Origin of the sequence: Parafrankia irregularis (assembly GCF_001536285.1) — a bacterium.
In the GTDB taxonomy this organism is placed as follows: domain Bacteria; phylum Actinomycetota; class Actinomycetes; order Frankiales; family Frankiaceae; genus Parafrankia; species Parafrankia irregularis.
Window position 1 is genome coordinate 174,776 of sequence record NZ_FAOZ01000003.1, and the last position, 22,574, is coordinate 197,349.

Genomic DNA, 22,574 nt, shown 5'->3' on the forward strand with positions numbered 1-22,574 from the left:
TCTTCACGAACAGGCAACGATCCGGAAACTCTGCACCCGGATCATATATGAAACATCGTGAAGGAGGTCTCGTGTCGCGGACGCCCGCAGTCACCGCGAGCTCCACGGCGCGGGGGGCATCCCCCTCCGCGCCGGTTCCCCCACCCACGGGAACCCCGCCGCCCACAGGCCCGCCGCCCACCGGGCCGTCAGCCACCAAAAGCCCGCCGCCCACCGCAGGCCCGCCGCCCACCGGCAGCCCGTACACCGAGGCCGGTACGGGCGCTGTGGCCGGTACAGGCGCTCTGGCCGCCACGGCGGGACCTCGCGGCCACCTCCGGGCAACGCTCATCACGGTGGGCTACCGGACAATACTCGCCGTCGCTCCGATCATCGTCCTCGCCGCCCTGTGGGAGCTGCTCAAGGCTCTCACCAGCACCGAGGACGCCCGGCTCCCCCACACCTGGCAGGTCCTGAGCTACTTCGCCTCGGAGGGCAGCACCGGCGAGGGCGAGCTGCGGCTGCTGCTCACCAACCTCGGCACGACCATCCAGGAGGCGTTCGTCGGGCTGGCGATCGGCATCGTCGCCGGCGGCGCGCTCGGCATCCTGACCGCCAGGTACGCGACGTTCGGGCGCAGCATCCGCCCGCTGCTCGTCCTGACGCAGACCCTGCCCGTGGTCGCGATCGCGCCCGCTCTGATCATCTGGCTCGGGCATTCCTGGGTGTCGAAGGCGGTGCTCGCCGCGCTGTGCTCGTTCTTCCCGATCGCAGTGAGCGTCGCGCGCGGCATCGAGGACATCCCCGCGGAGGCCCGCCGGGTCTTCGCCAGCTTCGGTGCCGGCCGCTGGCAGGTCTTCCGCAGCCTGGAGCTGCCCAGCGCGCTCACCCAGGCCAACGCCGCCGTGCACACTGCCGCCGCGCTCGCGGTGGTCGGCGCCGTCGTCGCCGAGCTGCCCGCCGGGTCCACCGAGGGGATGGCCGTACTGGTGCTCTCCTCGGCGCAGTTCTACAACTTCGAGCCCGCCGCTCTGTGGTGCGCCGCGATCACCACCGCGGTCGGCGGGCTCGTCACGGTCTACCTCGCCCAGGCGATCTTCACCCGCCTGGCGAAACTCGCCCTGCGGACATCCAGCCTGCCGACCGGAGACCACTGATGCCGAGGACAACCACCGCCGCACCGGCCGCACCCGCACCGGCACCCGCCGTCCCTGCCACACCCGCGCCCACATCCGGCGCCCTCACGGGCACAGCCGGTGACGAGCGCGGCGCCATCGAGCTGCGCGGAATCTGGAAGTGGTTCGGCGATCCGTCGGCACCCGTGCTGCGGGACGTCTCGTTCCGGATCCCGGCCGGCTCGTTCGTCTCGGTGATCGGTGCATCCGGCTGCGGGAAGTCGACGATGCTGCGGATGATGGGCGACCTCGCCCGGCCCAGCCGCGGCGAGGTCCGCACCGGCGGACATCCGGTCTCGCAGGCCCGGCAGGCCCACGAGATCGGCTTCGTGTTCCAGGCCGCGAACCTGTGCGCCTGGCGGTCGGTGCGGCGCAACGTCGAGCTGCCACTCGAGGCGATGAAGGTCGGGCGGGCCGAGCGCCGTGAGCGGGCACTGGCCGAGCTCGACCGCGTCGGCCTGGCGGCGGCGGTGAACCAGTACCCGGCCGAGCTCTCCGGCGGCATGGCGCAGCGCGTCGCGATCGCCCGCTCGCTCGTCACCGAGCCACCGATCGTGCTGATGGACGAGCCGTTCGGCGCCCTCGACGAGATCACCCGTGACCGGCTCAACCTCGACCTGCACGGACTGTGGCGGCGCACCGCGAAGACGATCGTGTTCGTCACCCACAGCATCCCCGAGGCCGTCCTGCTCTCCACCCAGGTCGTGGTGATGGGCCGCCGCCCGGGACGGATCGACCGCACGATCGACATCACGCTGCCCGACGAGCGCACCGCCGAGACCTCCCGGATACCGGAGTTCTTCGAGGCCGTCACCGAGGTCCGCGACGCACTGTTCGACGTGATGGGGCGTGACCTTTGAGCACCACGACCAGCACCCACCCCACCGGCACCGCGCAGACCGGCACCCCGCAGACCGGCACCCCGCAGACCGGCACCCCGCAGACCGGCATCGACGGCACGGTCGGCGGAACGGGCGAGGCACCGCTCCCGGCTCGCACCGGTCGCGGGCGGTCCGCGGGCCGGCGGATCCTGAGCGCGGCGGTCACCGTCGCGGTTCCGGCGGCTGTGATCGCGGTGCTGCTCGTGCTGTGGGAGCTCGCGATCGAGGCGTTCGACGTCAGGCCGTTCGTGCTGGCCAAGCCGTCCGCGATCTGGGACGCGTTCGCCGAGAAGCCGGACGTCTACCTCGAATACGGCTTCCGCACGCTGCGCGAGGCCGTGCAGGGGCTGGCCTTCGGCGTTGCCGTCGGCGTCGCCGTCGCGGTGGCGACCTTCCGGTCGAAGCTGCTCTCCGAGCTGGCGCGGGCCTACAGCGCGGCCCTGCTCGCCCTGCCGGTCGTGGCCGTGATCCCACTGTCGAACGTCTTCTTCGGACTGCAGCCGGCGTCGCGGGTGTTCGTCGTCGCCGTGGGCACCACACCGATCATGCTCACGTACACGCTGACCGGGCTGAAGGCGACCGACGCCGGGCTCGCGGAGATGTTCCGCGCGTGCGCGATGCCGCGCTGGCGGTCGGTGCTCTCGCTGTTCCTGCCCTCCGCGCTGCCCTACTTCATCAGCGGCGTCCGGGTCGCGCTGCCCAGCGCGTTCTCCGTCGCCATCATCGGCGAGTACTTCGGCGGCGAGCGCAACACGCTCGGCACCTACATCAAGACGGCAGCGGTGCAGTCCAAGGTCGCCGACCTGTGGGGCGCGGCGATGACCGCCTTCCTCTTCGCCGTCGCGCTGTTCGCCCTGGTCGCGCTCGCCGACCGGCTGCTGCTGCGCTGGCATCCGTCCCGGGCCCGCCGCGGCTGACCAACCGCGCCGGGCAGCTCGGGCCGGCGAGCGGTCAGCCGGCGGCCTGTCGGCTGCGGAACCGGTCCACCACCTCGCGGTCCAGGCCGTAGCTGAGCAGCCCGGCCGCCGCCTCGAGCGACAGCCAGCGCAGCTCGTCCACCTCCTCGTTGGGGACGAACGTGCCGCCGGTCGCCCGCAGCGCCCAGTAGCGCACGATCTTGGGACTCCTGATGCCGTGCCGCTCGACCTCGTACGTCACGTCGCCGAGGGACTCACCGACCTCCACATCGAGACCGGTCTCCTCCGCGACCTCGCGGACGGCGGCCGCGAGCCAGGTCTCCCCATCGTCCAGCTTCCCCTTCGGCAGCGACCAGTCCTCGTGCCGCGGCCGGTGGACGACCACGATCTCCACCCCGCCGGGCACGGCGCGCCACACCACTCCCCCGGCGGCGCGCACCAGAGGTTCGTCCGGTTCCGGCTCGTTGCCCATCATCGCTCCTTCGTCCGGCCGGTCCCGGCCCCCGCGGATACTTTCATGTGCGCGCTCGGGAGCATTCCGCGCCGTCCACCGGGACCGCGATCGAACATGTGTTTGGTATCGTCGGGAGAGTGAGGGCAGCTCCGTTCCAGGCGTCGCTGCTCGACGTGCTGCCCGACGGGCAGGCCGATGCCGTCGTGGAGCCACTGCGCGAGGGCCTGCGCCGCCACGAGCTGGCCGCCGGCGCGTGGGTCGACCTGCGCCGCCGCTGGGTCACCGGTGCCGACTCACTGTTCGAGCGCCTGTGCGCCCGGGTTCCCTGGCGCGCCGAACGCCGCCCGATGTACGACCGGACGGTCGACATCCCCCGGCTGCTGTCCTTCTACGAGGAGGGTCAGCCTCTGCCCGACCCGGCACTCGTCGCTGCCAGGCGTGCGCTCGACATGCACTACGCCCCGGAGCTGGGTGAGCCGTTCGCGACACTCGGCCTGGCTTTTTACCGGGATGGTCGCGACAGCGTCGCCTGGCACGGCGACCGGATCGGCCGTGGTTCCAGCCACGACACGATGGTGGCGATCCTCGTTCTCGGCGCTCCCCGCGCCCTGTTGCTACGGCCGCGCCCCGGTGGGCCTGCGGCCACGAACACAGCTACGGGCGCGGCGACGAGCGCGACGATCCGGCTCACGCTCGGCCACGGCGATCTGCTCGTCATGGGCGGCAGCTGCCAGCGCACCTGGGATCACGCCGTGCCGAAGACCACCCGCCCCATCGGCCCCCGGCTGAGCGCCCAGTTCCGTCCCCGCAATGTGCGCTGACAGTGAGGGGGCACCGCTGGTCCAGGTGCCCTCGCCGAAGGCGCTCGCCGCCGCCGGTAGAACGGACATTCCACCCGCCGGGGATCGCGCACCACCACACAGCGGGCCGATATGCGCCAGCATGCTGGAGCCTTGCCGGCAGGGTGCACGCTCCTCGCCACCGTAGAGCGCGCTTGCCAGGCGCACCGGCTCAGCTGGCGACGAGGGCGAGGGCCAGCAGCCCGCACACCACCGCGGCCAGGGTCAGAAGCGGAAGAGCCCGTCCCGGGTGCACCCAGCGGCCCGTGGGGTCGACCATGCCCTGGTGGTAGCGCCGTGAGGCGGTCAACCACGCCGTCACGCCGCCGGCGGTCGCCGCCGCCGCGGCGGCCCAGCCCAGTGGGCCGCCGCCGTAGTCCTCGGGGTTGTGCATGAGCAGCGCGGCCAGTCCGAGGAAGGCCAACCCGGTCCGACGCCAGGCAAGGTAGGTCCGTTCCGGCTGGGTCTCCCCCGCGAGCAGATCCGGCGCTGTCGGGACGTCCCCACGTTCCGGTTCCGCGCAGCCGCGGCTGGAATCGCCCCTCGGCCCCGCATCGCCTGAGCCGGTGCTCACTGAGGGCCTTTGCCGGCCACCAGCACGAAGATCAGCGCGACCAGGCTCAGCGCCGCCACGCCGGCCGCGAGCACACGCGGCAGCCCCGACACGGGCAGCGATCTCCGTTCGCGCATCGCCTTCTCGACGAGCGCCCACCGGCGGTAGCTGGTCGCGGCGACGGCGATGCTGAGCAGGATGAGCGGCACGCCCAGTATGTGCCGGGCGCCGGAGAAGCTGAAGTCGGGCACGACCTGCACCACGGCCACACCGCCCGCGAGCAGGGCGAGCGAGGTCCGCAGCCAGGCTAGGAACGTACGTTCGTTCGCGAGGCTGAAACGCACGTCCGGATCCTGCCCGACCTGGCCGATGTCCGCCGGGCGGCGCCACCAGGCGCGCACGGCCGACACCCAGCGGTTTCCCGGGCGGCGGGCGTCCGCATCGTCGTCGTCGCTGCCCACCGGCCCACCGTACTGTCCGCAAGGTGAGCGGCCCGGCCGGTCACCCACCCGTCCGGGCCGGTCCCGCGCCGGTGGCCACCTCCCCGGGGATGTGCGCCGACATGCCGACCGACAACCCGAAGGAGTCGGCGTCCTCAGCGTCCTCGGCGGGTTCGGCGGGTTCGGCGGGCTCGGCGGGCTCGGTGCCGCGGTACCGCAGGAAGGACGGCATCGCCGCGAGCAGCACGGCGAGGCCGACCAGGCAGGCCACGCCACCGGCGACGACGCTGAACTGGGCCGAGGTGAACCCGGCGACCAGGCCGGACTCCAGGTCACCGAGGCTGGGCCCGGCGGTGACCGTCACCATGAACAGGCCCGCCATCCGGCCACGGACGGCGTCCGGGGCGGCGACCCGCAGGATTGTCGTGCGCAACACGGCGGAGACCGTGTCGGCGCCACCCGCGACCGCGAGCAGCAGCAAAGCCAGCGGCAGCGTCCCGACCAGGCCTGACAGGGCGATGGCCGCGCCCCAGACGGCGATGGACACGGCCACCACCAGGCCCTGACGGCTCACCCGGGACAGCCAGCCGCCGGTCACCGCGACGATCGTGCCGCCGACGGCCATCGCCGCGTAGAGCAGGCCGGTGGTCCGCGGGCCGGCGTGGAACTGTTCGACGGCGAGCACCGCGAACAGCACCCGGGGCATTCCGAACAGCATGGCGTTGATGTCGACCAGGAAGGTCATCGCGAGCACGGGACGTCCCCGCAGGAAGCGCAGCCCGTCGACGACGCTGCGCAGCCCCGCGTGGGTGCCACCGCCTTCCGGCCGCATCGGGGGCAGCAGCCAGGTCGCGGCGAAGATCGCGGCATAGGAGACGACGACCACCGCGTAGGACGTCCCATAGCCCGCGCCGGCGACGAGGACGCCGGCGAGCAGTGGCCCGCCGGTCATCGCCACGGTCGTGGTCACGCCTTCGAGTGCGCCGACGGCCGGCAGCTGGTCGGGGGGCAGCAGCCGGGCCGCGAACGTCTGACGGGCCGGCGCGTCGATCGCCGACAGCGCCGCCTGCAGACCCATCAGCGCGAACAGGACACCGACGGGTGCGTCCAGGACGGCCTGCAATGTGAGCAGGGCCGGGGTAAGCGCCATCCCCGCGGAGGTGAACAGGACGACGACCCGGCGGTCGAACGCGTCGGCCACGGCGCCGCCGACGATGCCGAAGACCAGCAGCGGAACGAACGTCGCCGCGCCGGTCAGTCCGACGGCGAACGCGGAGTCCGTGTCGGCGTAGATCTCCAGCAGGGCGGTCGTGAGGACGACCTGGGTGCCGGTGAGGCCGATGCCCTCCGCGAGCCAGAATCGGCGGAACGCGACGGACTGGCGCAGCGGACGCAGGTCCGCGGAGAACGTGCGGGCGAGCCTGCCCGGCCAACCGTTGGCCATGACTTCCCGGGGGATGGAGTCGGAGGGGGATGGAGTCCGAGTCGGGCCGGGTGGCGGACGCGGCCGTGGCCGTGGCGGTTCCGAAGGTCCGTGTCACGGCCGGCGAGCCGTGACACGGACCTTCGGATCGCCGGTCAGGGACGGAACACCGCTGCCCGGGGCCGAGAGGAGATCAGGGCTCGACGTCGAGCGGGGTGTAGGAGGAGCCCTTCAGGTCGACGTCCGGACCCAGCAGGTCGACGGCGTCGTCGTAGACGTCGGACCTGATGAGCGAGCTCACCTCCGGGGCGGTCCTGATGACGTCGTTGTCGAGCAGGATCTTCGCGGTCGCCTCGAACCTGTCGGCGTTCATGACGCCCATCTCGCCCTGGGAGGCGGCGGCCGGCCAGAGCACCTTGTTGTACTCGTTGACACTCCAGGTCATGAAGTCGACCGGGGTGACCGAGCCGTATTTTCCGGGGAGCTTGGCGCATTCGTCCGCGTTGTCGCGGCAGTATGCCCAGCCCTTCAGCGAGGCGGCGACGAAGGCGGCCGCGGTGTCCGGGTTCTTCGCCGTGTAGGCGGAGTCGGCGAAGATCTGCATCTCCAGGGTCGCGGTGTCGTCGTCCTCGTAGGAGTACACGTTGAGGTCGGAGGCGGGCACACCGCCGGCGATGACCTGGCCGACCTCGTTGTACGAGTAGCCCGAGGCCATGTCGAGCTCACCGGAGAGGAACGCGGACATGTCCGCGCCCTGCTCGACGAGGTTCACGTCGGTGTCCTGGTTCAGCCCGTGCTTGGCGAGCGAGGCGTAGAACGAGTTGACGCTGGAGAAGATGCCGATCTTCTTGCCCTTCCAGTCGTCCGGGGAGGTGATGTTGTCCTCCTTCCGGGAGACCAGGCGGATCGCCGAGTGCTCGGTGAGCTGGGCGAGCGAGACCAGCTTGGTGCCGGCGTCGTTGGCGGTCAGCACGTTGGTGAACGCGTCCGCGGAGAACTGGGCCGCGCCGGATCCGACGAGTTGCTCGGCGTTCACGTCCGGGCCACCGGCCTGGATGTCGACGTTGAGGCCGAGGTCGGAGTAGTAGCCGAGCTCCTTGGCGGCGAGGAATCCGACGTTGTCGGCGCCGGGCAGCCAGCTCAGGACCATCTTGACGTCGGTGAGCTTGGCGCCGGACGAGCTGGCGCCCTCGCTGCTGTCGTCATCCGAGGAACAGGCGCTCGCCGCGCTGAAGGCCAGCGCGCCGGCCAGCGCCACGCCCAGGTAACGGGAAGACTTCACGACACTCCGTTTCGCAGATGGGCGCCCTCACCGAACAACCCATCCAGTCGGGACAATATATGATGCATTGCCTGTAGGCGGACGTCCCCCATCGCAGCGCTGAAAACGGGGGCGGGCCTGCCAGAAGCGGGGCTGACTACACCGCGCTGCGCTCGCCGGCCTGTTCCAGGTAGGCCTCGTAGCGCTTCACCAGCCAGCTGTTGAACTGCGGCAGCGTCGACTCCAGATGGCTGTAGCGGCCACGCTTGGCGTACCGGGAGCGCTGCCCGAGCTGCATCCGGCGGTTGGTGACGAAATCCTGCTCGTTGATGACACCGTTGATGGTGTTCTGGACGTCCAGCGCCCATTCGAACGTCGGTTCCTTGATGGAGCTCTCCGGGAACAGCCAGGTGACGCGCAGCGTCATCGACTCGGCCGACTCCGGGAGCACCAGGAAGACGAAGACCTGGTCCGGGCTGAAGGCGAAGAAGACCACCGGCGGAATGGACGCGAACATGACCCGGCTGCGGCGGGTCTCGTCCAGGCCGGCGATGATCGGAAGTATCGGCTGGCCGCTCGGCGTGAACGCCGCGTCCATCTTCCGGAAGGCGGTCGGGTGCATCACCTGGCCGTCGTTGTCGTCCCACTCCATGAACGTGGCGTTCTGCGCGGGTGCGACGTCGTGATATCCCGCGTGGACGAACAGGGTGTGGTACGGCTCCAGCGCGTTCTCGTGCATTCCCTTCCAGTTCCACGGCTGGTTGGGGTAGTCGACGGTCTTCACCGCCCTGAGGTTGACCGTGTCGAACGCCTCCATTTCGGGGGCGAGCTTGTCCAGGGTCGGCCCGAGCGGTGGCTGCTCGGGATTCATGGTGGCGAAGATGAAGCCGCCGAACAGCTCCACCTTCAGCGCCGGCAGCGCGGTCTCGTCCTTCAGCTCGGCGAGCGGGCAGGTCCGGGTCATCTCCGGTGCCGTCGCGAGCCTACCGTCGAGCTCATAGGACCAGAAATGGTAGGGGCACCGCAGCCGCTTCGCGTTTCCGGTCTCGCCGGCCTCGATGATCGGATAGCCCCGGTGCTGGCAGATCGCCGACAGCACCCGCACCTCGCCGTCCTCGGCGCGGGTCACGATGAGCGGCTCCGGGCCGACGTTGATGGCGAAGTAGTCACCGATCTCGGGAATCTGGCTGACATGCCCCAGGCAGAGCCATTCCCGGGCGAAGACCGACTCCCATTCGAAGCGGAAGAACTCCTCCGAGGTGTAGACCTCCGGCGGCATGGTCCGTGCGGTGCGGAAATCACCGGTGGAGGCCCGGATCTCGGACAGGATCTCGCTGACCTGTGGCGTCACGACGTTCACGGCTACTCCTCACCTGCCAGAGCCACCGGAGCATCGAGGGCGGCGGGCGCCGCTGGTCCGCTGGTTGGCTGACTGAGCGGAAATACGGGATTCGGCGGGCAGGGGTGACGGGACGGAGAACGGGCGGAAAAACGAGCTGGGAAACTGTTGGGGAAGGAGGACGCGATTCGGCCCGGCGGCCACAGCGGTGCCCCGCATTCGGAGACCGCCACCCCGGCGACGATGAGCACGCCGCCACCCACCACGGCGGCGGTGAGCGGGTCACCGACCACCAGCCAGGCGGCCACCGTGGTCATCACGGGGATCGTCGTGAGGATCATGACGGCCTGGCCGCCGTCCAGCCGACGCTGGGCCATGACCTGCAGGGACAGCCCCACGGCCTGCGCGACGCCGGTGTAGCCCGCGGCGAGCAGCGCCGGCCAGGTCACCGCGCCGACACCGACGACGGCGGTGGTAAGCGAGGCCAGCAACGCGACGACGCCGAGCTGGCCGAGGTTGAACCACGGCCCGCGCAGCAGTGGCGCGAAATGGCTGGTCGCCATCACATGCAGGCTTCCACCCACGGCCGACAGCAGCGCCAGGGCCTCACCGGCGCCCAGGTCCAGCTCCGCGCCGGTGAGCACGAAGCTGCCGGCGACGGCGAGCGCCACACCGGCGATCCGACGCCCGGCCGGCCAGTGCCGCGACACGAGCGCCAACAGCACCGGGACGACCACGACGGACATGCTCGACAGAAACGCGACGGTGCCGGCCTCGGCGCGGTCGAGCGCCGAGTTCTGCAGGACGAATCCCACCGTGTTGACGCCGCCCGCCAGCACCGATCCCGTCACCAGCAGGCGGGTGAGCACCTTCTGCCCGCCGCTGGTGACGGGACCAGCGGCGGCACCGGCGCTGGCACCACTGGCACCACTGGCACCACTGGCACCGCCGAGCATCTCCGCGCCGGCCGCGGCCCCCATCGCGGCTGTGCGCCGCCAGGCCGCGACTGCCAGCGCCAGCCCGACCAGGGCGGTCGCGACGACGAATCTGACCGCCACCGCCGCGGCGGGACGCAGATCCCGGACCGCCCACTGGGCGGGCAGGATGGACGACGCGAAGAAGCCCGCCGAGACGAGCAGGATGAGCGGTGGTGGCGCTGCACGGAGGGAACGCGTCGCCGCCTTCCCTCCCCTTTGCACCTTCGCACCCCACACACGTTGGAACATATATGAAGTGCGCACAGGCCGGATTGCGGTCAGGTAACGGACTGTTCCAGGAAGTGTTCCTTCTGTTCCACCACGGCGAACACGACCCGGTTGCCATCCGGGTCGTGCAGTTCCAGGGTGCGCGTAGGCGTGTCGCCCGTGCCTTCCTGGAAGGGCGTGCCGCTCGCGGCCAGTCTGCGCCGGCCGCGGCTGAGTTCGTCCACGCTGTCGACGCTCAGCACGAATGCGTCGAGGCCCGGCGGGAGACCGCCGGCCGGGCGCAGCGTCAGATCGGGCCGACCGGCCGACCCGCCGAGCACCACCTGCCCCGGCAGCGCCCCCGACCCCGACCCCGGCAGCGCCACGGCGCTCCCGGTGAGCGGCCGCAGGCCCAGGACAGCGCGGAAGAAACGCTCGGCGCGGCCGACGTCGGTGACCCGCAGCGCCGCCCAGGCTGTGCGGACCGGATGCAGCGCGGCGGAGTCCACTCGCGCGGTCACCGGCGCGGCCTCCCAGCGCGGGATCGGGTCCGCGGCGGCCGCATGCGGATCCCAGCCTCCGGTGATCAGCTGGTTCTCGTTCGCCCGGTAGATCTCGCGCCAGTCCGTGGCGGCGTCCGCGTACAGCTCGTGGTAGCTCCCGTCCGGATCGAACAGGTAGGCGCTGCGCGAGATCTGGTGGTCGACGGTGCGGTGCAGCCGCACCCCCGCCGTCCCCAACGCGCCGATCGTCGCGACGAGGTCGGCCTCACTCGCCATCTCCCAGCCCAGGTGGTTCAGCCCGGGGGCGCGGCCCCGGCCCCGGGAGACCTGGACGTGCCCGTCCCGCCCGACCCGGGCCTCCTCCGAGACCTGCATGAGGGCGAGGTCGTGGTGGCTGTGTCCGTTGCTGAGAAAGCAGGCGCCGATGCCCGGTTCGGAGAAGACGAGCTCCAGGCCGCAGATCCGGGTGTAGAAGTCCAGTGACGCGGCGAGATCGGCGACGAACAGGTTGACGTGGGCGAGTCGCCGCGGCGGTAGCGCCCCGTCCACGAGGCTCGTCCCGGTGAACGCCGTCCCGGTCACGCCGCACCGTCCATGCCCTGGTGACCATCGGCGGGATTCTGTTGCCCGTCGGCGAGCCAGGACGTCATCTGCCGCAGCAGCCATGCGTTGAACTGCGGCAACGTGGCCTCCTGGGGCGAGTACGGGCCACGAACGGCGCCGCGGGCCCGCAGGCCCCGGTACATCCGCTCGTTGGCGGCCATGTCCTGGCCGTTGACGATGTCGAAGAAGGCGAGCTGGCGGGCCATCGCCGCGGCGAACGTCGGGGCGGCCACCGTGGCCGGCGGAAAGAGCCAGGTCACGGTCAGCGTCATCCGGTCCACCGCGTCCGGCAGAATTCGCATGATCATGGCACTGTCGGGCTTGAGCGAGGCGAACATGAGGGGCGGAACAGCGGTGTAGAGAATGCGTCCGCGCTGCTCGTCCCGCAGGTACGGCAGGATCGGGAAGGCCGCCGTGCCGTCGTCGGTGAGAAAACCGCCGTCCGGCCGGACGAGGCCGGCGTGCCGCAGGATCGCGCCGTCGGTGGCCGGGTCGAAGCCGAGGAACCGCACGAGGCGGGCCGGGGCCGCGTCGTGGTAGCCGGCGTGCAGGAAGCTCGTGTGGTAGGCCTCCAGCGCGTTCTCCAGCATGTTCTTCCAGTTCCAGGGCAGGTCCGGCAGCGTCAGCCGATGCCCGACCACGAGATCCTCGGTGCGGTAGCCGGCCAGCTCCGCGTCGAGTGCGGCGAGCGTCGGCGCCAGCGGCGGCGGCTCGCTGCCGGGGCTGCCCGGACCATCCGGGCTGCCCAGGCCTCCCAGGTGGGTGAAGACGAAGCCGTGGAAGATCTCCACCGGGAACGACGGCAGGTTCGCGGTGCGCCGCAGCTCGGCGAGGGGGTGCCCCGGCTCCATCGTGGGCGCCGCCACCAGGCAGCCGTCCAGGCCATAGGCCCAGTAGTGGTACGGGCAGCGCAGCTGCCGGGAGTTGCCGTCCTCGACGACCAGCGGATACGAGCGATGCCGGCACAGTGCGGAGAGCACCCGGATCGCATCGTCCTCACCGCGGGTGACGACCAGTGGCTCACCGGCCACCGTGACAGCGAGGTGGTCACCGGCCGCCGGTAGCTCGCTGACGTGGCACAGGTACAGCCACGAGCGGCCGAACACGGCGTCCCGCTCGGCCTCGAAGAACAGCGGCGAGGTGTAGCAGGCCGGCGGCGGGGTGATCGCCGTCTCGACCGGCCCGGCGGACGCCGCGAGCTCGCCGACCAGCCCGGCGACCAGCGGACGCAGATCGTCCGGCGCCGCGGGACGCGCTCCGGGACGCCCGGTTGCCCGCCCGGTTGACCGCCCCGTGGGTGCGATTCCCGCGGCCGGGTCCGAAGTAGCGGTCACGTACCAGTCACCTTTCCGTTGTCGGTGGGGCTCGACGGGGCGAGCGCCGTTCGCAGGAACGGAACGCTGACCTCGGTGAAACGGGTCGGATCCTCGAACTGCGGCCAGTGGCCCAGGTCGGTGAGCGCCTCGAACCGGGCGCCGGGAATCCGGCGGGCGAACGCGGCACCGGTTTCGGCGGGCCCGGTCGGGTCCTCCGTCCCCCACAGCACGAGCGTGGCGGCACCGATCGACGCGGCCTCGACATCGCTGATCATGTTTCGCCGGCGCACATCGGGGTCCTGCAGGCACAGCAGCCCCGCCATCCGCTCGGCGGCGCCGGGCTGCCGGTAGAGCCGCAGCCGGGTCGCGACCAGCGCGTCCGTCACCGTGGACGGATCCGCGACGAGCCATTCCAGCCGGTCCCGCACCGCCGCCTCGCCGGGCCGCTCGACCGCGGCGGACGACAGCGAACGCAGCGCGCCCATCACCGCCGGATCAGCCCGGACACCGCCGGGAGCGACCAGCACCAGCGCGTCGACCCGCCCGGGGCGGGCGGCGGCGTGGCGGGCGGCGATCCAGCCGCCGAGGGAAACCCCCACCAGCGCGACCCGGCCCCGGGCGTCACCCGGGCCACGGCCACGGCCACGGCTGGCGGCCCGTCGGAGCTGGTCGACATGGTCGAGAACCGCGTCGAGGTGGTCCACATAGGCGGGGACCTCGTAGCCACCGTCGGCCGCCGCCGGTGGCCCCGACCAGCCATGGCCGGGCAGGTCGTAGGCCACGCAGTGGAACCAGCGCGCGAACGGGGCGAGCACGTGCGCGAACGCCTCCAGATGCCCGCCGGTGCCGTGCAGGAGGACAACGATCGGCAGCCCCGGGTCCCCGACCTCGATCAGCCGCGTGCGGACTCCCCCCAGCACCGGCCGGGTGATCTTCGCGCCGGCGGTCATCGCGACCGTGAGCAGCCCGAACGCGTCATCCAGGGCGGGTGAGGTCTCGGGCGTGTCGGTCAAACCAGTTCCGCGTGGTCGCCGGAGCCGATCGCGAGGACCCGGCCGGGCAGGGTCAGCCCCACGAAGGCCGCCCGGTCCGCGGCCTGCATCGGCCACGGCGCCACCTGCTCCCGGTGGGCGGGGTCGACCACCACCCAGCCCTGCGGATGGCGGGTGCCGAACACCTCCGTCGGGGCGGTGGTGACCTTCGGCCACAGCTGCGCGGGCGTCCAGCCGTAGACGTCGCACAGCGAGAGCAGCAGCGGCAGCAGATGCTGCTGGGCCTGCAGGCCCGGGCCGGTCGGGCCGGAGACGGGCAGCGCGTTGTGGTCGGTCGCCAGCATCGTCACCCGGTCGAGGAAGACATCCGCCAGCGCGGTGCGCTCGGCGTCGTCGGGCGGGGTCGGCAGCACGACGAGGTCCTCGCGGCGCCCCGGTGCCAGCGGGTGGAGCAGGTGCGGGCTCGTCTGCACGGTCGCGCCGGCGTTGGCGAGGACCCGGTCGACGAACCCCGCGGACGTCGCGTGCCGCACGTGCAGCGGCCCCTCGGCGTGGGCGACCAGCCAGTCGAAGTCCGGCTCGGTGTAGCAGTAGACGACGGCTCGCAAGCCCGCCGACCAGACGAGGTCCAGGTGGCGCTCGAAGTGCGGGTCGGCGGTGTAGAGCTTGCACACCGGCGGGAGCAGGTCGCGCACCTCGGGCAGATGCTTGTCGAACCAGGCCGCGAAGTCGTCGGTGTCGTCGATGTTGACCGACAGCAGCGGCGTGATCGCCGGCAGCACCGTCTGCCGGAGCTCGGCGACGATGCCGGGCAGGTCCAGGTGGCGCAGTGCCTGCCACTGCAGCGCGACGTTCTGGTGCGAGACGCCGCCGTGCCGGGCGACGTAGACGTCCACCTCGCGCAGCCCCACCTCCAGCAGCGGCAGGTGGGCGTCGGCGTCGTACACGGCGGGCAGCAGCCAGAAGCCGGAACCGTCCACCACCCGGTCGTTCGGGCCGGCCGGCGCCTGGGGATCCAGCGCACGCCCACCGCCGAGGCTGACCGATCGACGCTCCCCCGAGATCGGATCGAGCACGTCGGCGAACGTGGTGCGTACGGGCACGGGAGTGGGTGCGGATAGCGACATGGGCGACCTCCGGTGACGGGAGTGGGGCCTGAGGGCCTGGCACGACGGAGCCGAGTCCAGCAAATGCTGTTTGATATATCATACGTGAATTGCCCGATCCGGCTAGCCGGATCGCCCGCGCCCGCCGCCAGCCGATCACCGGCCGCACCGCCGCGGCTGGCGCCCTGCCGGGGCTGCCGCACCCGCCGCGACCGCCACTGCCACGACCACCACTGCCCGGGCTCCGGGTTACCCGAAGCTGCTCCCCCGACCATCGAGAGGCTGACGCACATGACACAGGTGACGGAAGGCCCGGCCGGCGCCGGCGCCGGCGACCTCGCGGCGACGCTCGCCGACGCACTGACCCGGCTCGACCGGCTGGAATCCCAGGACGCGATCCGCAAGGTCAAGGCCGACTACATGCAGTGGTGCGACGACAAGCGTGGCCGCGACCTCGCCGACCTCTGGTGGCCCGACGGCATCTGGGAAGGTGTCGGCCCGCTCGCCGAGGGCCGCTGGGTCGGCCACGAGGCCATCGCGGCGATGTTCGAAGCCAGCCCGAAACGCCTGAGCTTCACCGTGCACTACCTGACGAACGAGTCGATCACCGTCGACGGCGACCACGCGGTCGGCCGCTGGAAGATCCTCGAGCCCGCCACCTTCGGCCCGGACGTCGCCTTCTGGCAGGGCGGCCGGTACGAGAACGACTTCGAGCGGCGCGGCGGCGTGTGGAAGATGACCCACCTGCGCCTGTGGCTGGACTTCCGCTCCACCTACGAGACCAGCTGGGCGGCCGGCCCACTGACCCTGCCGAGTTGACGACCGTGGCGACCATGGCGACCGCTCGGGTCGACCACGTCGGGATCACGGTGCCCGACCTCGACGCGGCGAGCTCCCTGTTCATCCGCCTGCTCGGGGCCCGGCCCCTCTACCGGCGCACCTACCCCGCCGACCTCGACGCGGCGGTGGAGGCGCGCACCCTCCTGCCCCGCCAGCTGGGCACCCATCCCGACGCCGGCTACCGGGTGGAGGTGCTGCGGGTGGCCGGCACCGACCTCGAACTGTTCGAATGGCGCGCGCCCGACCTGACGGGCGCGGTGCCCCGCGTCTGCGACCCGGGCGGTCACCACCTGGCGTTCGAGGTCGAGGACGTCGCGGCCACCGCCGCGGCCTTCGCGGCCGAACCCGGTGTCAGAGTGCTCGGCGAACCCCAGATTCTGGGCGCGAACCACCCGCTCGCCGGCCGGGCATGGATCTACGCCCTACTCCCCTGGGGAACCTTCATCGAACTCGTGTCGAGACCCGCCACCCGCGATACGCGGTAAGCGCATGTTGGCGGTTCCTGGCCGGGTCGCCCTCGGATTGGCCCGGCCACACACGCCTGCACCAGACACCCGAGAAGGAAAGTCGATGTCGAAGTCCACATCGACATCGAGCGCAGGTGACACAGAACTCCCAGAACGTCTCGCCCGTTTCGGGCCGCTGGCGTGACCGCCTGCACGGGCATCCGGGCATGCCGGTAACCTACGTCGACCATGGACAGCTCGAACGTTCACAAGGTTTGGTGAGATGGTCCGGAACTCGGGTGGCAGCAGCCCGGAGAACGGGATACCGGAGTACGATTTCTTCGTCTCCTACACGGCCGCCGATCAGCAGGCGGCCGAGTGGGTTGCCTGGCACCTCGAAGAGGCCGGCTACCGGGTGCTGATACAGGCCTGGGACTTCGTCCCCGGGTCGAACTGGATTTCCGGGATCCAGCATGGAGTCACTCGAGCCCGGAGAATAATCGTCGTGCTTTCCAAGGCCTATCTGGTCTCGGTCTACGGCGGAGCCGAGTGGCAGAGCGCACTCGCCGCCGACCCCGACGGGTTCGCCCGCAGTCTGTTGCCGATCCGATTCGAGGACTGCGACCGGCCAGGCCTGCTGCGTGGCGTCGTCGGGTTCGACCTGTTCGGCATGGACGCCGAAGCAGCCAGGGCCCACCTGCTCGCCCAGGTTGGTCACAGCCTGGCCGGCCGGGCCAAACCCAGCACACCACCCAGCTTTCCGGAGCTGCCCCGCCAGGCCCCGCCGGAAGCAGGGACCACCCCCTTGAGAGAAACGGCCGGCGCTGCACCCCGCCATCCGTTCGGCACGCCGCTGGCGACCCTGCGAGGGCACACCCATGAGCTGAACAGCGCGGCGTTCTCCCGGGACGACTCTGTTCTGGTCACCATTTCCAGAGACCGGACCATTCGGCTCTGGGACGTCGCCAGTGGTCAGCAGCGAGCCGTCCTGAAAGGCCACACGGAGCCCGTGTGGTCAGTCGCCATCTCCCCGAACGGCGAGCATTTCGCCACCGCCTCATGGGACCGAACCATTCGGCTGTGGGAGATCACCACCGGCCGCCAGGTGGTCGTTCTCACCGGCCACCTGGGGCCGGCCTGGTCGGTGATGTTCTCCCCGGACGGAACGCGGATCGCCAGCACCTCCGCCGACGGCACCGCGCGGCTGTGGGACGCGGCCACCGGCCGGCAACAGGCCATTCTTGCCGGACACAAGAATACTGTGTACTGGGGAACATTCTCGCCAGACGGTACATTGCTCGCCACTACGTCCAAGGACACGACCGCGCGTTTATGGGAAGCCGCCACCGGTCGCCAGCGGGCCGTTCTCACCGGCCATACCGACCCTGTCTGGGCAGGAGAGTTCTCCCCGGACGGCGGTCTATTCGCCACCACGTCCAAGGACAAGACGGCTCGGCTCTGGGATGTCGCCACCGGCCGAACGCACGCCGTTCTCGATCGCCACAGCGACCCGGTGCCCTGGGGGTCCTTCTCACCGGACGGCACGGTGTTCGCCACCGCGTCCAGGGACAAGACCGCGAGGCTGTGGGACGTCGCCACCGGCAGCGAACGGGCTGTTCTCACGGGCCACGACGACACCGTCTGGAACGGAAGATTCTCCCCGGACGGAACGCTGCTCGCCACCACCTCCAAGGACACGACCGTGCGCCTGTGGGATGTCGCCAGCGGCAGTGAACGGATGGTCCTCAGAGGCCACGAGGATCCCGTTTCCTGGGGTACCACCTTCAGCTCAGACGGAGCGATGCTCGCCACGGTTTCCGCCGACCGCACAGCCCGACTGTGGTCGATCGGCTGACAAGCCGCGATGGCGGGCGCAATGTCGCCTGCCGAGTCGGCTTCGGCACACACGGAGCCTCTGACGCGCCGCGGGGCGCGAACGGAAGCCGTTCGCTCCCCGCGGCGCAGACAATCCGGCGGCTGTCTGGAGCAGCGACAGCCGAGTCAGGTGCCACCCAGCTCAGGCGGCCCAGACGGTCTTGAGGTTGCAGAACTCGCGGATGCCGACGGCGCTGAGCTCCCGGCCGTAGCCGGAGCGGCGCACGCCACCGAAGGGCAGTTCGGGGTGGGAGGTGACCATGCCGTTGATGAAGACGGCGCCGGCGTCGAGGTCGGTGATGAACCGCTCCTGCTCCGCCGGGTCGGTCGTCCAGGCGTTGGAGCCGAGGCCGAAGGTCGTGGCGTTGGCGATCTCGACGGCGGTGTCGAGGTCTGGCACCCGGTAGATGGTCGCCAGCGGCCCGAACGCCTCCTCGAGGTGCAGGCGCATGTCCGGGGTGATGTCGCCGACGACGGTCGGCGGGAAGAACCAGCCCGGCCCGGCCGGGGCCGTCCCCCCGCACAGCACGCTGGCGCCGTGCTTCACCGCGTCGGCGAGAAGCTCCTCGATGTCCTGGCGGCCGCCTTCGGTGGCGAGCGGCCCGACGTCGGTGCCGGGGTCCATCGGGTCGCCGACCTTCAGCGCCCGCATCCCGTCGACGAACAGTTGCGCGAACTGGTCGTAGACGTCCTCGTGGACGATGAAGCGCTTCGCCGCGATGCAGGACTGGCCGTTGTTCTGGCAGCGTGCGGTGACGGCGACGGACGCGGCGCGTTCGACGTCCGCTGACGGCATGACGACGAAGGCGTCGCTGCCGCCGAGCTCCAGGACCGTCTTCTTGATCTCGTGCCCGCAGATCGACGCGACGGACTGACCGGCGGGCTCACTGCCGGTGACGGTGGCGGCGGCGACCCGCGGGTCGCGCAGCACGCCTTCGACCTGACCGGCGCCGATCAGCAGGGTCTGGAACGCACCGGCGGGGAAGCCGGCCCGCAGGAACAGGTCCTCCAGGTAGAGCGCGCACTGCGGGACGTTCGACGCGTGCTTGAGCAGGCCGACGTTGCCGGCCATCAGCGCGGGCGCGGCGAAGCGGACGACCTGCCAGAGCGGGAAGTTCCACGGCATGACCGCCAGGACGACGCCAAGCGGCTGGTAACGACCGAACGCCCGCTTCGCGCCGACGACGCCGGGGTCGCTCAGCGGCTCGTCGGCGAGGAAGCCCTCGGCGTGCTCGGCGTAGAAGCGCATCCCCTTCGCGCACTTCGCCGCCTCGGCCTCGGCGGAGCGCAGGGTCTTGCCCATCTCGGTGGTCATCGTGACGGCGATGTCGTGCAGCTCGGCGTCGAGCAGGTCGGCGGCGCGGCGCAGCCACTCGGCCCGCTGCGCGAACGTCGTCCGGCGGTAGGTGGCGAAGGTGGCGCTGGCACGGGACAGACGCTCCTCGATCTGGGCAGCGTCGAGCGGCTCGAATGCGCGCACCACCGCACCGGTCGCCGGATTGACCGACCGAATCGCCATGTCACTCCTTCTGTTTCTGTGCTTCTGCTCTGCTTGTGGGTCCGCGGGTCACCACCACCGGTGATGTGCACCGCACGTGCCGCCAGCGCTTTTAGATGCCGATGACACTTTCACGCATTGTGTGTTCAAGACACCCGGGGCCGCCCGCTGAAACGTCGCCGCGAAAGCCGATGCGTGGCCTGGTTCTCCCAAAGCCCTGCCACGTGTCGAACACTAGCAGAGACGACGATTACCGGTATGGTTTCCGGGCCCCGGTGGGCTGGTCCCAAGGAGTACCCCGCGAGTGTCCGGAGAGCAGGTCGGAATGCCCATTCGGTGGGTGCGTCCCAGCTGCCGCCGGGCTGGTGAATCTCGCCGGCCGCAGCGGCGCGCCTAGGCCTGCGTCCGGCGGGCTGCGTGCCGGGGCGCCGTCCCGCTCCTGGTCCGCCGGTGGAGCCGGTGGAGCCGGTGGAGCCGGTGGAATGGCCCGGGTGACAGCGCTGCCGACCGCCAGATGGCAGCCGCGGGCATGCAGGAGGCCGGCCACCGCCGGGTCGTCCACCCGCTGCTCGGCGATGAGGTCGATGCCGAGATCGAGCAGTGCCGAGAGCGCGCCGTCGACGATCGCCCTTCCGGCGCCTTCGCGCACCCGCCCGGACCCAGGCCCGTGATCGTGATCGTGTGGACCGTCGCGTCGTTGTTCGAGTTGGCGGTTGCGGCCGCGGCCCCGTGGCGCGCCGATCCAGGCCTGGACCAGGTCCGGGTGGATGGTCACCACCGCGACGGGAACCCGTTCGAGGACGTCGAGGGCGGTGTCCATGGTGGTGTCCGGCGCACCCACATCGGCGATGCCGATCCGCACGCCGGTCTTGTGCAGGCGGGTGAGCACCTCCGTCACGGGATGAGGATCGACCGCGGGGCGGGTCGACCGGACCCGCAGGACGAGGCGGTCCGGGGGCAGGTCCGCCGCCGTCAGCGCGGCACGGACGTCGTTCACCAGACTCGCCTGGGCGGCGCGTGCGGAGGAGACCGTGACATGGACCGGGAGCCGTTCGGCGGCGGCGTGACCGTCGCGCGTGCCCCGGAGCAGGAGTCTGTCCAGGTCGGGAACGGTGCCGAGGGCGCTGTCCACGGGAAGCGGATGGCCGGCCCTCATGTGCCCCGGTTGCTCCGGTTGCCAGGTGAGCGCGGCCTCGTGGGCGACGGTGCCGGACGTCACCAGGTCGACGATGGGGCGTCTGGCGACGGCGAGCTGCCCCCCGGACGAGCTTCGTCCGCCGGACACGAGTGCGTCCCGCAGGTCCAGACCAGCCCGGGGCGCGGCAAGATCCGAGCTGTACGAGGTCAGTCGCCCGCTGCCCTGCGCCTTCGCCGCGTACATCGCCAGGTCGGCCCGGTGTAGCAGGATCTCGGCGTCGACCGGCCCGCTGTCGGGCTCGACCACGACCAGTCCGATGCTGGCGGCGATGCTGTAGGTGGCGCCGCCGAGGCGGATCGGCGCGCGCAGTGCCTCGGTCAGGCGTCGCCCGACCGCCTCCGGGTCGTCGGGCCGCACACCGCCATCCCGAGCTGGGGGTGTCGGGCACAGCAGGATCGCGAACTCGTCCCCGCCGAGCCGGCCGACGGTGTCGGAGGGCCGCACGCATCCGGACAGCCGGCGTGCGGCCACCCGCAGCAGATCATCGCCGGCGGCATGCCCGAACGCGTCGTTCACGTGCTTGAAATCGTCGAGATCGCAGAACAGCACGGCGAGGTTCCCGGCGCCGCAGTCCCCGTTCCCGCCGCGGCGGGCCAGTGCCTCGTCGAGCCGTTCGATGAACAGTGATCGGTTCGCCAGGCCGGTGAGCGGGTCGTGGTAGGCCTGGTGATGAAGCTCCCGCTGCTTCTGCTCGACCTGGCCCAGCAGGCGCACGTTCTCGGTCAGCGTGGCCATCTGCCGCAGTACCGCGATCAGCACGAGCCCGACCAGGACCCAGATCTCCTCCTGGTGACGGAGGTTCTGCTCGGAGAGCTCCCGCAGGGTGACGAGCCCGGCCGCCGCCAGCGGCAGATAGGGCAGCAGGACGTGCCAGGCCCGGCGCCGTGGCACCAGCAGGCCAGGCGTGGCGTACCGCGTGTCCCGCATGTCGCCCGCGGGCCTCTCACCGCCGGTGCCGGCGCCGAGCCTGGCGCCCGAGCGGGTCTCGGCGGGCGGGCCCTCCGGCATCAACACTGCCAGCCCGATCAGGAGAGGTGCGGCTACCAGGAACAGGTCAACCAGTCGCGGGACGTCCGCCAGACCACGGACGACCGATGACGCGTACCACGTGACGCTCGTCGTCACCATGAGCAGACCGGCCACCAGCAGGGCCAGCGCGAGCTCGGCACGCCCCCGCCGGAACGCGGCGGTCAGGATCACCACCACGGACACGATCAGGCTGGCAGCGGCGAGGACCGCCGAGAACAGCGGGCCCTCGGTGGGTGGACGGGCCTGCGTGGCCTTCTCCAGCACGGCGATCCAGGCGAGCAGCGCGACGGCTCCGGTCACGATCAGGCCGTCGAGCACGGCGATCAGGAACCATCGCACCAGCCGGGATCTCGCCACCGTGTTCCACCTGGACGTGAACGAGCCGGGTGCGAACGAGTACGTCGGATACAGCAGGACACCAGCCAGGCCGAGCAACTGCGGGAACAGGTAGACCAGCCACGCACTGGTGGCCCGTGGCACGGGGGGCTCCCCCGCCAGGATGCCGGCGAAGATCTGTGTCATCCCGGCTCCGACGCCCAGCAGCATTGCTGCCAGCAGTAATCTCCAGGCCCGTTCCGTACCGTGGGCACGCAGACCGGTCACCAGGCATGTGACGGACCCCAGCACCAGCGAGCCCAGCATTACCGCACGCACGGTGATGAGCGCGGGCCGGGCGGGGAGCACCAACGCGGCGGTCGTCGCGGCGATGGTCAGCAGCACCAC

General features: G+C 71.2%; 20 protein-coding genes. 7 read left to right on the forward strand and 13 right to left on the reverse strand.

Features of this window, described 5'->3' with window-relative positions; translation table 11 throughout:
• Nucleotides 1-71 precede the first annotated feature (71 nt).
• From AWX74_RS05710 to AWX74_RS05720, 3 genes are read left to right on the forward strand one after another with little or no spacing between them, the layout of a single operon-like run.
• The gene (locus AWX74_RS05710; RefSeq protein WP_131799408.1) at nucleotides 72-1,136 is read left to right on the forward strand and encodes an ABC transporter permease; all 1,065 of its coding nucleotides are present in this window, start codon (nucleotides 72-74) and stop codon (nucleotides 1,134-1,136) included.
• Nucleotides 1,136-2,014: an ABC transporter ATP-binding protein gene (locus AWX74_RS05715; RefSeq protein ID WP_091272347.1), complete on the forward strand. Its 879-nt coding sequence runs from the start codon at nucleotides 1,136-1,138 to the stop codon at nucleotides 2,012-2,014. The genes AWX74_RS05710 and AWX74_RS05715 overlap by 1 nt, the downstream gene beginning before the upstream one ends.
• A complete protein-coding gene (locus AWX74_RS05720) occupies nucleotides 2,011-2,952 on the forward strand; it encodes an ABC transporter permease (protein WP_226930873.1) in 942 nt (313 codons plus the stop codon). The genes AWX74_RS05715 and AWX74_RS05720 overlap by 4 nt, the downstream gene beginning before the upstream one ends.
• 34 nt (nucleotides 2,953-2,986) lie before the next feature.
• Here AWX74_RS05720 and AWX74_RS05725 read toward each other — a convergent pair whose 3' ends face one another.
• Nucleotides 2,987-3,424: an NUDIX hydrolase gene (locus tag AWX74_RS05725; protein WP_091272350.1), complete on the reverse strand. Its 438-nt coding sequence runs from the start codon at nucleotides 3,422-3,424 to the stop codon at nucleotides 2,987-2,989.
• Between the two features lie 119 nt (nucleotides 3,425-3,543).
• Between AWX74_RS05725 and AWX74_RS05730 the strand changes: the two genes are divergently transcribed.
• On the forward strand, nucleotides 3,544-4,227 hold the full coding sequence (locus AWX74_RS05730) for an alpha-ketoglutarate-dependent dioxygenase AlkB (RefSeq protein ID WP_091272902.1): 684 nt from the start codon (nucleotides 3,544-3,546) through the stop codon (nucleotides 4,225-4,227).
• A 190-nt stretch (nucleotides 4,228-4,417) separates the two neighbouring features.
• On the opposite strand, the gene AWX74_RS05735 is transcribed toward AWX74_RS05730, so the two are convergent.
• The 10 genes from AWX74_RS05735 to AWX74_RS39840 form a co-directional block, all read right to left on the reverse strand.
• Entirely contained in the window at nucleotides 4,418-4,819 is a 402-nt protein-coding gene (locus AWX74_RS05735; RefSeq protein WP_091272352.1) for a DUF202 domain-containing protein, read from the reverse strand.
• A complete protein-coding gene (locus tag AWX74_RS05740; RefSeq protein ID WP_091272354.1) occupies nucleotides 4,816-5,259 on the reverse strand; it encodes a YidH family protein in 444 nt (147 codons plus the stop codon). Before AWX74_RS05740 ends, AWX74_RS05735 begins: the two co-directional genes overlap by 4 nt.
• Before the next feature lie 40 nt (nucleotides 5,260-5,299).
• Complete coding sequence (locus tag AWX74_RS05745; RefSeq protein ID WP_091272356.1) at nucleotides 5,300-6,682, reverse strand: MFS transporter; 1,383 nt, start codon at nucleotides 6,680-6,682, stop codon at nucleotides 5,300-5,302.
• Between the two features lie 172 nt (nucleotides 6,683-6,854).
• Nucleotides 6,855-7,943 (reverse strand): ABC transporter substrate-binding protein, encoded by a 1,089-nt coding sequence (locus AWX74_RS05750; protein WP_131799409.1) that lies wholly within the window; start codon nucleotides 7,941-7,943, stop codon nucleotides 6,855-6,857.
• A gap of 136 nt (nucleotides 7,944-8,079) precedes the next feature.
• Nucleotides 8,080-9,282: an aromatic ring-hydroxylating oxygenase subunit alpha gene (locus AWX74_RS05755; RefSeq protein ID WP_091272360.1), complete on the reverse strand. Its 1,203-nt coding sequence runs from the start codon at nucleotides 9,280-9,282 to the stop codon at nucleotides 8,080-8,082.
• 2 nt (nucleotides 9,283-9,284) lie between these two features.
• Entirely contained in the window at nucleotides 9,285-10,460 is a 1,176-nt protein-coding gene (locus tag AWX74_RS05760) for a DMT family transporter (RefSeq protein ID WP_165615477.1), read from the reverse strand.
• Between the two features lie 56 nt (nucleotides 10,461-10,516).
• The gene (locus AWX74_RS05765; RefSeq protein WP_165615478.1) at nucleotides 10,517-11,530 is read right to left on the reverse strand and encodes a VOC family protein; all 1,014 of its coding nucleotides are present in this window, start codon (nucleotides 11,528-11,530) and stop codon (nucleotides 10,517-10,519) included.
• Nucleotides 11,527-12,885, reverse strand: a complete 1,359-nt coding sequence (locus tag AWX74_RS05770) for an aromatic ring-hydroxylating oxygenase subunit alpha (protein WP_114476364.1) — start codon at nucleotides 12,883-12,885, stop codon at nucleotides 11,527-11,529. The genes AWX74_RS05765 and AWX74_RS05770 overlap by 4 nt, the downstream gene beginning before the upstream one ends.
• Complete coding sequence (locus AWX74_RS39835; protein WP_165615479.1) at nucleotides 12,882-13,880, reverse strand: alpha/beta fold hydrolase; 999 nt, start codon at nucleotides 13,878-13,880, stop codon at nucleotides 12,882-12,884. Before AWX74_RS39835 ends, AWX74_RS05770 begins: the two co-directional genes overlap by 4 nt.
• Nucleotides 13,877-14,986, reverse strand: a complete 1,110-nt coding sequence (locus tag AWX74_RS39840) for a hypothetical protein (RefSeq protein WP_165615480.1) — start codon at nucleotides 14,984-14,986, stop codon at nucleotides 13,877-13,879. The genes AWX74_RS39835 and AWX74_RS39840 overlap by 4 nt, the downstream gene beginning before the upstream one ends.
• Before the next feature lie 270 nt (nucleotides 14,987-15,256).
• Here AWX74_RS39840 and AWX74_RS05780 point away from each other — a divergent pair, with 270 nt between their 5' ends.
• The 3 genes from AWX74_RS05780 (at nucleotide 15,257) to AWX74_RS05790 (ending at nucleotide 18,106) form a co-directional block, all read left to right on the forward strand.
• The gene (locus tag AWX74_RS05780; protein ID WP_165615481.1) at nucleotides 15,257-15,784 is read left to right on the forward strand and encodes a nuclear transport factor 2 family protein; all 528 of its coding nucleotides are present in this window, start codon (nucleotides 15,257-15,259) and stop codon (nucleotides 15,782-15,784) included.
• 14 nt (nucleotides 15,785-15,798) lie between these two features.
• Nucleotides 15,799-16,290 carry a VOC family protein gene (locus AWX74_RS05785; RefSeq protein ID WP_091272373.1) on the forward strand — a complete coding sequence of 164 codons (492 nt, stop codon included), beginning with the start codon at nucleotides 15,799-15,801 and terminating at the stop codon, nucleotides 16,288-16,290.
• 244 nt (nucleotides 16,291-16,534) lie between these two features.
• Nucleotides 16,535-18,106: a toll/interleukin-1 receptor domain-containing protein gene (locus AWX74_RS05790; RefSeq protein ID WP_091272376.1), complete on the forward strand. Its 1,572-nt coding sequence runs from the start codon at nucleotides 16,535-16,537 to the stop codon at nucleotides 18,104-18,106.
• 162 nt (nucleotides 18,107-18,268) lie between these two features.
• Here AWX74_RS05790 and AWX74_RS05795 read toward each other — a convergent pair whose 3' ends face one another.
• Complete coding sequence (locus AWX74_RS05795) at nucleotides 18,269-19,645, reverse strand: NADP-dependent succinic semialdehyde dehydrogenase (protein WP_091272379.1); 1,377 nt, start codon at nucleotides 19,643-19,645, stop codon at nucleotides 18,269-18,271.
• 229 nt (nucleotides 19,646-19,874) lie between these two features.
• On the reverse strand, nucleotides 19,875-22,571 hold the full coding sequence (locus AWX74_RS05800; RefSeq protein WP_193209662.1) for a GGDEF domain-containing protein: 2,697 nt from the start codon (nucleotides 22,569-22,571) through the stop codon (nucleotides 19,875-19,877).
• Between the last annotated feature and the right edge of the window lie 3 nt (nucleotides 22,572-22,574).